The organism is Salinicola socius, from assembly GCF_001937195.1.
Taxonomy (GTDB): domain Bacteria; phylum Pseudomonadota; class Gammaproteobacteria; order Pseudomonadales; family Halomonadaceae; genus Salinicola; species Salinicola socius.
The window spans coordinates 160,422-171,119 of record NZ_MSDO01000022.1 but is presented as its reverse complement, the minus strand read 5'-3'; the positions used below and the strand labels follow the sequence as shown (position 1 = coordinate 171,119).

Annotated in this window: 11 protein-coding genes; 1 reads left to right on the top strand and 10 read right to left on the bottom strand. The window is 59.0% G+C overall.

Translation table 11 applies throughout. From position 1 onward, the window contains the following. Window positions 1–929: nucleotide 5'-monophosphate nucleosidase PpnN (ppnN, locus tag BTW07_RS15285; protein ID WP_075571046.1), on the top strand; the 929-nt coding region annotated here is incomplete at its 5' end. Window positions 930–1,093: 164 nt separating this feature from the next. Here ppnN and BTW07_RS15280 read toward each other — a convergent pair. From BTW07_RS15280 to BTW07_RS15235, 10 genes are all read right to left on the bottom strand, one after another. Beyond that, entirely contained in the window at window positions 1,094–1,483 is a 390-nt protein-coding gene (locus tag BTW07_RS15280; RefSeq protein ID WP_083941929.1) for a hypothetical protein, read from the bottom strand. Continuing rightward, the gene (locus BTW07_RS15275; RefSeq protein ID WP_075571029.1) at window positions 1,480–1,941 is read right to left on the bottom strand and encodes a flavodoxin domain-containing protein; all 462 of its coding nucleotides are present in this window, start codon (window positions 1,939–1,941) and stop codon (window positions 1,480–1,482) included. Before BTW07_RS15275 ends, BTW07_RS15280 begins: the two co-directional genes overlap by 4 nt. A gap of 132 nt (window positions 1,942–2,073) precedes the next feature. Next, on the bottom strand, window positions 2,074–2,382 hold the full coding sequence (ihfA, locus tag BTW07_RS15270; RefSeq protein WP_075563798.1) for an integration host factor subunit alpha: 309 nt from the start codon (window positions 2,380–2,382) through the stop codon (window positions 2,074–2,076). A 28-nt stretch (window positions 2,383–2,410) separates the two neighbouring features. Then, on the bottom strand, window positions 2,411–4,792 hold the full coding sequence (gene pheT, locus BTW07_RS15265) for a phenylalanine--tRNA ligase subunit beta (protein ID WP_075571028.1): 2,382 nt from the start codon (window positions 4,790–4,792) through the stop codon (window positions 2,411–2,413). 28 nt (window positions 4,793–4,820) lie between these two features. After that, window positions 4,821–5,840, bottom strand: coding sequence for a phenylalanine--tRNA ligase subunit alpha (gene pheS / locus BTW07_RS15260; RefSeq protein WP_075571027.1), 1,020 nt, complete (start codon window positions 5,838–5,840; stop codon window positions 4,821–4,823). 146 nt (window positions 5,841–5,986) lie between these two features. Next, on the bottom strand, window positions 5,987–6,337 hold the full coding sequence (gene rplT / locus BTW07_RS15255; protein ID WP_075571026.1) for a 50S ribosomal protein L20: 351 nt from the start codon (window positions 6,335–6,337) through the stop codon (window positions 5,987–5,989). 36 nt (window positions 6,338–6,373) lie between these two features. Next, window positions 6,374–6,568, bottom strand: coding sequence for a 50S ribosomal protein L35 (gene rpmI, locus BTW07_RS15250; protein WP_075571025.1), 195 nt, complete (start codon window positions 6,566–6,568; stop codon window positions 6,374–6,376). A 91-nt stretch (window positions 6,569–6,659) separates the two neighbouring features. Next, window positions 6,660–7,199, bottom strand: a complete 540-nt coding sequence (gene infC / locus BTW07_RS15245; protein ID WP_075571024.1) for a translation initiation factor IF-3 — start codon at window positions 7,197–7,199, stop codon at window positions 6,660–6,662. Window positions 7,200–7,220: 21 nt separating this feature from the next. Further along, a complete protein-coding gene (gene thrS / locus BTW07_RS15240) occupies window positions 7,221–9,134 on the bottom strand; it encodes a threonine--tRNA ligase (RefSeq protein ID WP_075571023.1) in 1,914 nt (637 codons plus the stop codon). A 379-nt stretch (window positions 9,135–9,513) separates the two neighbouring features. Further along, window positions 9,514–10,395, bottom strand: coding sequence for an OmpA family protein (locus BTW07_RS15235; RefSeq protein ID WP_075571022.1), 882 nt, complete (start codon window positions 10,393–10,395; stop codon window positions 9,514–9,516). Window positions 10,396–10,698: the final 303 nt, after the last annotated feature.

The following is a 10,698-nucleotide window of genomic DNA, read 5'->3' as shown; positions in this document are numbered from 1 at the left end:
CGCAGGAACCGAGCATGGTGGTCTGCTGGGGCGGCCACTCGATTACTCGCGAAGAGTATGACTATACCAAGGCCGTGGGCTACCACATGGGTCTGCGCGGACTGGACATCTGCACGGGTTGCGGTCCGGGCGCCATGAAAGGACCGATGAAGGGCGCCAACCTGGCCCATGCCAAGCAGCGGCGCAAGGACAGCCGTTATCTGGGGATTTCCGAACCCGGCATCATTGCCGCCGAGTCGCCCAACCCGATCGTCAACGAACTGGTGATCATGCCGGATATCGAAAAGCGGCTCGAAGCCTTCGTCCGCATCGGTCACGGCATCGTTGTATTTCCGGGCGGCGTTGGCACCGCGGAAGAGATTCTGTATCTGCTCGGCATTCTGATGCACCCGGATAACCGCGACATCCCTTTCCCGGTCATCTTTACCGGTCCGGAGAGCGCGCGCGAGTATTTCCAGCGTATCGATGAGTTTTTGCGTTACACCCTGGGCGAGGAAGTCGGCCGCCATTATCGTATCGTCGTGGACGATCCAATCACGGTTTCCCGACTGATGCGGGATGGCATTCAGGAAGTTGCCGAATTTCGCCGCGAACAGAATGATGCGTTCTACTTCAACTGGCGACTCAACATCGAGCGCGGGTTCCAGCAGCCCTTCGAACCGACACACGAAGCGATGGCAGCACTGGCGCTTCATCACGATCAACCCAATCACTCGCTGGCCGCCAATCTGCGTCGAGCGTTCTCGGGAATCGTCGCCGGCAACGTCAAGGAACCCGGCATTCGCGCCATTGCGGCACGAGGCCCTTTCCGATTGCACGCCGAACCTGAACTGATGTCTCGTCTGGATGCGCTGTTGACGTCGTTCGTGGCCCAGGGTCGCATGAAACTTCCCGGCGCCGAGTACGTGCCCTGCTATACCCTAGGCTGAGTTGCACGCTCGACCGCCGAGGTACACCCTCGGCGGTCGAAGCACGATATGCCATCGACGCAATCGCGGAGCCCGGTGGCTCGGCCAAGCGATCCTGGAGACCAGGACAGTCATCGCGAAACGAATACGGCGGGCCCATGGCCCGCCGTATTCAATGGTATCTCTCAGCGACGTCGCCGCCAGAGTCGACTGATCACGTGCAGTAGCAGACCCAGCGCCGCACCTTGCGACAGGATCACCGACCAGTGATCCGACGCCACATCGACCCAGTGCCACGCGCCGATCAGAACACAGCCAATCAGCAGGCAACCACCCAGCTGCTTGATCGCGCTCGGGCACAGCTCTCGTTGCGTCGGCGCCATCAGACGCCAGAAACCGATCAGGGCCACCGCGACCGCGGCTGCCAGTATCACCAGCAACGTCAAGCGCGTCGAATCATGCTGATACCAATAACGCGGCAGCGACAGCAGCATCACCACGCACAGGCCCAGCAGCGTACTCCAGCGCGTAGCTGTCAACGTTCGTGCAGCCGCCGGTGAACGCAGCTCCGTCATGTCGCGAGCCCCTCGGCCTCGATCCACCCCTCTACCCAGGGAATGGCAGCATCATCCGCCATGAAGGTTTCCATCGCGTCGATCTCGAGACGCTCACCCAGACGTTGGCCGCCAAGGTCGGCGAGTATCTCGTCCAACGCCCTGCCGGAGCCGCAGAAGGTATCCCCATAGGAGCTGTCGCCCAACGCGATCAAACCATAGCGCAGAGCGCCGAGACTCGGCGACTGCGACTTCAGCTCCCGCACGAACGGAACGAAATCACCCGGGAAATCACCACTTCCGGTCGTGGAGACGCAGAATAACGCGAGATCCGGGGTATCGTCGGTCAGGTCTTTCAAGCTGGGTTGTTCGATGACCACGACATCATAACCCGCCTGTTCGAATAACGGCGAAACCTGTTCCGCGACATCCAGGGCACCACCATAAACGGTACCGACGACAATCTTTAGCTTGGGCATAACACTCAGTCAGCAATTGATTTGCGCGGGAGCTTAGCATATCCCGCCCACCGGCCTCACGCGACAGGGCCTGAAACACGACCGCCTGCCAGCGTCAGCTGACAGGCGGTATATGATGGATCACGGGCCGACTCAATCTTCCTGCAGTTCGCCGTCGAAGCTCTCTACCTTGGCCTTGAGTTTCTGGCCGGGGCGAAAAGTGACGACTCGCCGCGCGGAGATCGGGATCTCTTCCCCGGTCTTGGGATTGCGTCCGGGTCTCTCCCGCTTGTCTCGCAGATCGAAATTACCGAACCCGGAGAGTTTCACCTGCTCGTTCTCGCGCAGACAGCCGCGAATTTCCTCGAAGAACGTTTCCACCATGTACTTGGCCTCTCGCTTGGAGAAACCCAGTTCGGTGTGAAGATGCTCCGCAAGCTCAGCTTTCGTCAGCGCTCCCATGATCGCTCCCTTCGCGCAGGATGACAGATCAACTTCGCAGTCTGGCACCGAAGCGCGCTTGCGCGACTTCCACCACGTCTGCGATTAACTGATTGATTTCCTCGTCATTGAGAGTGCGCGAAGGATGCTGCCAGGTCAAGCCCAGGGCGATGCTCTTGTCACCATCGTCCACCCCTTTTCCTCGATAGACATCGAACAACTGCCATTGTGTCAGCCAGTCGCCGGCCCGACTTCGAATGCTCTCGATCAGCGGGGCGATCTCGACATCTTCCCGAAGCACGAATGCCAGATCCCGGCGTACCTCGGGATATCGTGACAGCGGCTCGAACTTGGGAATGACACCCTGGGTCAGCGCTGCCTGCTCCACTTCGAAGACGTAGACCTCAGGCTTGATATCGAGCTGAGCGCGAATCCCCGGATGCAAGGCCCCGAGCCATCCGACCACCTGACCATCACGGCAGAGGCTCGCGGAACGCCCCGGATGCAGCGCAGGATGTGCAGCCGGAACGAAGGTCCATTCCTCGGCGTTGCCACCCAACGCGATCAGGCTCTCCAGGTCGCCTTTCAGATCGTAGAAATCGACCGAATCGCGTCGAGAAGACCAGCCCTCGACGTCCCGGGTTCCACAAATCAGACCACCGAACATGGACGTCTGAACCAACTCGTCCAGTTCACCCTGAAATACCAGCCCGGTCTCGAACAGCCGCACGCGATGCTGCTGACGGTTGAGATTATGGGTCAGCGCTTTGATCAACCCTGGAAAGAGGCTGTGCCGCATCACCGACATGTCGCTGGAAATCGGATTGGCCAGTGTCGGCGAAACACCATTCGGAATGATCAATGCCTGAAGTTCCGGCGACACGAAGCTGTAGGTCACCGCCTCCTGATAACCGCGAGACACCATGTGGCGGCGCAGACGACGCAGCGGCCGAGTCGCCTCGTCGTCGGCCTTCAGCCCGAGGCGCGCCTGCGGGCGGCGTACCGGCAGCCGGTTATAGCCGTGAAGACGAGCGATCTCCTCGATCAGGTCCTCCTCGATGGAGATGTCGAAACGCCAGCTGGGGATCTGCACGCGCCAGCTCTGGCCCGGCGCGGAACTGGCCATCCCCAGCGATCGGAAGATACGGTGAATCTCCTCGTCGGGCAGACGAACGCCGAGGCAGGCAGAGAGGCGCTCCCGACGCAGTTCGACATCCGCGCGCCGGGGCAGATGCGCCGGCTGCCTCACTTCGGTGATAGGCCCCGGGGAGCCGCCAACGATGGCAGTCAGCAGCTGGGTAGCCCGCTCCATCGCCGGACGCGTGATATCCGGATCCACGCCTCGCTCGAAGCGGTGCGATGCATCCGTGTGCAGGCCAAAGTCACGAGCCTTGCCAGCGACGGCAAGCGGTGAAAAGTAGGCGGCCTCCAGAAACAGGTTGCGCGTCTCGCCAGTGACGCCGGTCGCCTCGCCGCCCATGACACCGGCGATAGCCAGCGCCCGATCATGATCGGCAATGACCAGCGTATCCTCGTTCAGCACCACGTCCTGACCATCGAGCAGCGTGAGCCGCTCACCGGCATGCGCTCGGCGAACCTGGATCCCGCCCTTCAAGGCATCGAGATCGAAGGCGTGCATCGGCTGGCCCAGCTCGAGCATGACGTAATTGGTCACATCGACTGCCGGGTCGATGCTGCGAATCCCGCCGCGACGCAGACGCTCACGCATCCACAGCGGTGTGCTCGCCGAGGCGTCGACATCACGAATGACCCGTCCCAGATACCGCGGACACCACTCGCTGTCGCTCACTTCGACCGCGAATTGGGCGTTGTTGCGCGCGGCGATCGGAGCGATGCTCGGCTCGATCACCTTGGCGCCCGTCACACACCCGACCTCGCGAGCGATGCCGCGAAGACTGAGGCAGTCCCCTCTGTTGGGGGTCAGGTCTACTTCGATCGTGTGATCATCCAGTTGCAACCAGGCCCGAAAATCCTTCCCGACGGGAGCATCGCCCGGCAACACGTAGATACCTTCCGAGCGCCCTTCCTCCAGACCGAGCTCGGAGGCGGAACAGATCATCCCGCAGGATTCCACCCCACGCAGCTTGGCTCGCTTGATCTTGAAGTCGTCGGGGAGCACCGCACCAACCCGAGCGAAAGGCACCTTCTGACCGATATCGACATTGGGGGCCCCGCAGACGACCTGAACGCGCTCGCCCGAACCGTCATCGACCTGGCACACATTGAGCTTGTCAGCATCGGGGTGCGGTGCTTTGGCAACCACCGTTGCCACGACAACCCCCTGGAAAATGGCGCCGACCGGCTCGATGCCGTCGACTTCCAGACCGGCCATGGTAATCGCGTCTGCCAGCGCCTGCGTACCGAGCGCCGGTGATACCCACTCGCGCAGCCACGCTTCGGAAAACTTCATCTTGATACTCCTTGACTGGGCGAGGGACTCAGTTGAACTGACGCAAAAAACGCAGATCGTTATCGAAAAACAGCCGCAGATCGTTCACCCCGTAGCGCAGCATCGCGAGGCGCTCGGCGCCCATGCCGAAGGCGAAACCGGTATAACGCTCGGCATCGACGCATGAATGACGAAAGACTTCTGGATGGACCATGCCGCACCCCATCACTTCGAGCCAGCCACTGTGCGAGCAAACCCGACACCCGTTGCCCTGGCACATCACGCACTGAATATCGACCTCGGCCGAGGGTTCGGTGAACGGGAAATAGGAGGGCCGGAAGCGCACATCCAGATCATCCCGCTCGAAGAATGCCTGGAGAAAATCAGCGATCGTGCCTTTCAGATCCGCAAAACTGACGCCTTCATCGACCAGCAGCCCTTCCACCTGATGAAACATCGGAGTGTGGGTCAGATCGGAATCGCTGCGATAGACCCGCCCGGGGCAGACGATCCGAATAGGGGGTTGCTGTGACTGCATGGTGCGCACCTGCACCGGCGACGTGTGCGTGCGCAACAGGCGCGTGGCATCGAAATAGAAGGTGTCCGCCATTCCACGAGCCGGGTGATGCGCAGGAATGTTCAGCGCTTCGAAGTTATGAAAATCGTCCTCGATTTCCGGTCCGAAGGCGACCTCGAAGCCAATATGCTGGAACAGCGATTCGATCCGCTCCAGTGTCCTGGTCACGGGATGCAAGCCACCGTTGGCCTCGCCCCGGCCCGGCAGGGTGACATCGATTCGTTCGGCTTCGAGCTGGGCCTGCATCGCCGCCTGCTCGATCACATGCCGGCGATGTTCCAGCTCGTGTTGCAGGGCTTGCTTGGCCTCATTGATGCGCTCGCCGGCAGCCGGTCGTTCCTCGGGCGATAGCTGGCCCAGGCCTTTGAGCAAGGCCGTGATCTCGCCTTTCTTGCCCAGAAAACGCACGCGCACCTGATCGAGCGCCTGGGCGTCTTCAGCCGCGGCGATCGCCGCTTTCGCCTCATTGACCAGGGCGGGAAGATGATCCATCCGTCGAGCTCCGCTTGTCGTTCGTTACGTAGCGCCGTCGGTCAGGAACGACGCGGCGGTGCAATATAAAAAAACAGGGGAAGAGCAGCTGCTCTTCCCCTGATCGGTCACATCACTCATCACCCCGAAGGGCAAAAGTTGACCTGCTATGCAGCTTTGGCTTTTTCGACGATGGCAGCGAACGCCGCTTTCTCGTGAACGGCCAAATCAGCCAGCACCTTACGGTCGATCTCGATGCCTGCCTTTTTCAGGCCCGCCACGAAACGGCTGTAAGACATGCCATTGACGCGGGCAGCCGCATTGATACGCGTGATCCACAGCGCGCGGAACTGACGCTTCCGCTGACGACGGTCACGATATGCATACTGACCCGCTTTGATGACGGCCTGTTTGGCAACGCGGAAGACGCGCGAACGCGCACCGTAGTAACCCTTGGCCTGCTTCATGATCTTCTTGTGACGACGACGTGCGACGACACCACGCTTGACGCGAGACATAGTACTCTCCTGACGTTAAAGACTGACGACCAAGTGTTACAGGTTGGGCAGCATGCGAGTGACGAGCTGCTTGTCGGCAGCGTGCACCTGCTTCATCCCGCGCAGCTGACGCTTACGCTTGGTGGACTTCTTGGTCAGGATGTGACTACGAAAAGACTGCTTGTGCTTGAAGCCGTTACCAGTCTTCTTGAAGCGCTTCGCAGCGCCACTGTTGGTCTTGATTTTCGGCATGGGAAAAACTCCACTCCGCTTTTTTTAGAAAACCCGAGGCCGAAAGCAGCAAGCGTTTCGCTGGCCACTTTCCGTTCGACTTGCCCGCGGATCACTTCTTCTTGGGCGCAAGAATCATGATCATCTGCCGGCCTTCCATCTTGGGGAAGGATTCGACAGCAGCCAGCTCTTCCAGATCGGCGGCAATCCGTTCCATCAGTCGACGACCGATATCCTGGTGTGCCATTTCGCGACCACGGAAACGCAGCGTGACCTTACCCTTGTCGCCACCTTCGAGGAAACGTATCAGGTTTTTCAGCTTGACCTGATAGGCGCCCTCGTCCGTACCAGGCCGGAATTTCACTTCCTTGACCTGGATCTGTTTGGTTTTCTTCTTCTGAGCAGACTTCTGCTTCTTCTGCTCGAAGAGGAACTTGCCGTAGTCCATGATTTTACAGACGATAGGATCGGCATTGGAAATCTGAACGAGATCCATTCCGGCTTCCTCGGCGCGTTGAAGCGCCTCCTGCATGGGAACCACCCCCAACTGTTCACCCTCGGCATCGATGAGGCGAACTTCGTCTGCATGAATACGGTCATTAATGGGCGCGCGCTTTTCCTGAGGGCGCCCGCGCTGATTATTACGCTTGATCGTTAGATCTCCATCTGGCGATTAACGTTGCTGCTCCGGACGGTTGGCCTGCTGGAGTTGCGCTATCAGCGCATCCACAGCTACCGACCCTAGATCCTCACCGGACCGAGTCCGTACTGCAACGGCACCCGATTCGACTTCCTTATCACCGACAACCAGCAGATAAGGAATCTTCTGCAGCGTATGCTCGCGAATTTTAAAGCCGATCTTCTCATTCCTCAAGTCCGACTCGACCCGGAAACCCGCTTCACGCAGGGTTTTTGTGAGATTTTCGGCATAATCACGCTGAGCATCCGTGATATTGAGTACTACAGCCTGGACCGGGGACAGCCATAGAGGCAAGGCCCCAGCGTAATGTTCGATCAGAATACCGACGAAACGTTCCATCGAACCGACAATGGCTCGATGCAGCATCACTGGAATCTGCCGCGATCCGTCTTCGGCGACGTATTGCGCTCCCAGCCGGCCGGGCATCATGAAGTCGACCTGCATGGTGCCGACCTGCCACTCCCGCCCCAGGCAATCCTTCATGTGATATTCGATCTTGGGACCATAGAACGCCCCCTCGCCCGGCAGCTCCTGCCACTCGACGTCACAGTTGCCCAGTGCGGCACGCAGCGCGTCCTCGGCGCGATCCCATGTGTCGTCGCTACCCAGACGCTTGTCAGGCCGCAGCGCGATCTTTACGGCAATGTCCTCGAACCCGAAATCACCGTAGACCTGAAGCGCCTGGCGGTGAAACGCCGTCACTTCGGGTTCGATCTGCCCTTCGGTGCAGAAGACATGGCCATCGTCCTGCGTGAATGCGCGGACTCGCATGATACCGTGCAATGCCCCTGAAGGCTCGTTGCGATGGCAGCCGCCAAACTCGCCATAGCGAATCGGCAGTTCACGGTAGCTACGCAGCCCGGAATTGAAAACCTGAACGTGTCCGGGACAATTCATCGGCTTCAGCGCGTACTCACGCTTTTCCGATTCGGTGAAGAACATGTTCTCCGCATAGTTGTCCCAGTGCCCGGACTTCTTCCAGAGCGACACGTCCATGATCTGGGGGCACTTGATTTCCTGGTATCCGCTGCGCTTGTAGACGCCGCGCATGTACTGTTCGACGACCTGCCACAACGTCCACCCGCGCGGATGCCAGAACACCATTCCCGGGGCTTCTTCCTGCATGTGGAAGAAGTCGAAGCGACGAGCCAGCTTGCGGTGATCGCGTTTCTCGGCTTCCTCAAGTCGCAGCAGATAAGCCTTGAGGGCCTTCTTGTCAGCCCACGCGGTGCCGTAAATTCGCGTCAGCATGGGTTTCGATGCATCACCTCGCCAATAAGCCCCCGCTAGCTTGGTAAGCTTGAAAGCCTTCAGGAATCGCGTGTTCGGCACGTGGGGACCGCGGCACATGTCGATATATTCCTGGTGATGATAGAGACGAATGGTCTCTCCTTCGGGAATACCCTCGACGATCTCCTGCTTGTAAGGCTCTTCTCTTGAAGCGAACGTGGAAAGCGCGTCAGCTCTCTCGACGTACTCCCGAACGACATCGTATTCGAGATCGATCAGCGACTTCATCCGGGCCTCGATCTTCTCCAGATCCTCGGAGGAGAGAGACTCTTCGAAATCGATATCGTAATAAAAGCCGTCTTCGATGACCGGACCAATAGCCATCTTGGCCGTCGGGTACAACTGTTTGATCGCATGTCCCAGCAAATGCGCACAGGAGTGGCGGATGATTGCCACCCCCTCTTCATCGCGCGCGGTCACGATTGCCACTTCCGCGTCATGATCAATGATATCGGCTGCATCGACCTCGACGCCATCGATCCTGCCGGCGATGCACGCCTTGGCGAGCCCGGGACCAATGGATTCGGCCAACTGCATGACACTCAGAGGCTCTTCGAAAGTTCTTTGACTGCCGTCAGGCAGCGTCACAATGGGCATGAAAACATCCTTACGCTCAGTGGTGATCTATACCAAGGATCACATGAGCTCATTTAAGAAGCTGAAGTATCTCTTTTGCGATCGGCCTGCATACGGGCAGGCCAACTGATGTGTGCGAGACATGAAAAATACCACCCGGCGGCAACCGCGGGAGCAGTAGACTATCAGCGAAAAGACGGCTTTGCCATCCAGGAGGAGTGGTCAGGCCCGCAGAGATCTGGTGCAGCTGCGAACGATATGGCTGCGAACCAGATAGATACGAACCAGGTAGATGTGAACCAGGTAGATGTGAACCAAGTAGATACGAACCAGGTAGTCACAAACAATGAGGGCGCCCGAAGGCGCCCTCATGGTCACGTCAACCGTGTGTCGGGAAAGCTTATTCCCACTCACCCAGTTCGACGCGACGGTTCTGAGCACGGCCTTCAGCAGTATCGTTGCTGGCAACCGGCTGCTCTTCACCGTAACCGATAGTGGTGATGTTAGCACCAGAGAAACCCTTGCTAACCAGGTAGGATTTCACGGAATCGGCACGACGCTGAGACAGCTCCTTGTTGTAGGCAGCCGGACCAACAGAGTCCGTGTGGCCTTCAAGGCGGATGCGCAGCTGGTCGTTGGCCATCAGCTTCTCGGACACGCCATCCAGAATGGATTCGGCGCTGGGGGTCAGCTTGGCAGAGTCGAATTCGAAGTTGACGTCGCGCAGGACGAGGTCTTCTTCACAACCCAGCGAGTTGACTTCGGCACCAGCCGGAGTGTTCGGGCACTGATCCTGATAGTCCGGCACGCCGTCACCATCGGAATCCAGCGGGCAGCCCTGGGCGTTGACTTCAACACCGGCCGGCGTTCCCGGGCACTGATCCATGTAGTCAGGCACGCCGTCACCATCGGTGTCGAGCGGGCAACCAACGGCATCGACCGCTACGCCAGCAGGCGTGTTCGGGCACTGGTCACGATCGTCAGGCACGCCGTCGCCGTCGCTGTCCATGACGTCCGAAGAGTAGTCGGCGCACAGCAGGGCGCCGGCTGTCGCGCCAGCGACGCCGCCAATTGCGGCACCAGTATCTTCATCGGAATCACTGCTAGTGGCGTAACCAACGCCACCACCGATCAGGCCGCCGGCAATGCCGCAGACGAACGGGGATTGATACCAAGCCTGGTCGGACGAGCTGCCAGTAGATTCCATACCGGAACTGGCACAACCAGAAAGACCGACTACCAGAGCAGAACCTAGTAGCAAGCCAGTCGTTGATTTTTTCATGTAAGACTCCTTCTTAACACAGCGCTAGTCGTAACGGGCGTTACCCAGCGGCTTCGAGTATAGAAGCCGAATTCGTCAAGAGAAAGATGTTCCTTCCCTCACGGCAAAGAAATCTCTCGGCGACTGCAGTGCACGTCGACTTGAGCAGTGGTCAATGTTCCCATTGTCCCTTTTCTTTGCAGCTCCGTAACAGCATTGTCGATTCCAGCCCGAGTTGCAAACCCGTGTCGGGAAACACTGTTCTGTTTTAGCATCATTTCCAAGATTGGCAAAGGGATTAGAAAAAACTTCGCGTTTTTTCCT

Excerpts from the sequence above, each read along its gene's own strand:
- BTW07_RS15280 (WP_083941929.1), bottom strand. The coding sequence starts at position 1,483 with ATGACGGAGCTGCGTTCACCGGCGGCTGCACGAACGTTGACAGCTACG.
- BTW07_RS15275 (WP_075571029.1), bottom strand. The coding sequence starts at position 1,941 with ATGCCCAAGCTAAAGATTGTCGTCGGTACCGTTTATGGTGGTGCCCTG.
- ihfA (WP_075563798.1), bottom strand. The coding sequence starts at position 2,382 with ATGGGAGCGCTGACGAAAGCTGAGCTTGCGGAGCATCTTCACACCGAA.
- pheT (WP_075571028.1), bottom strand. The coding sequence starts at position 4,792 with ATGAAGTTTTCCGAAGCGTGGCTGCGCGAGTGGGTATCACCGGCGCTC.
- pheS (WP_075571027.1), bottom strand. The coding sequence starts at position 5,840 with ATGGATCATCTTCCCGCCCTGGTCAATGAGGCGAAAGCGGCGATCGCC.
- rplT (WP_075571026.1), bottom strand. The coding sequence starts at position 6,337 with ATGTCTCGCGTCAAGCGTGGTGTCGTCGCACGTCGTCGTCACAAGAAG.
- rpmI (WP_075571025.1), bottom strand. The coding sequence starts at position 6,568 with ATGCCGAAAATCAAGACCAACAGTGGCGCTGCGAAGCGCTTCAAGAAG.
- thrS (WP_075571023.1), bottom strand. The coding sequence starts at position 9,134 with ATGCCCATTGTGACGCTGCCTGACGGCAGTCAAAGAACTTTCGAAGAG.
- BTW07_RS15235 (WP_075571022.1), bottom strand. The coding sequence starts at position 10,395 with ATGAAAAAATCAACGACTGGCTTGCTACTAGGTTCTGCTCTGGTAGTC.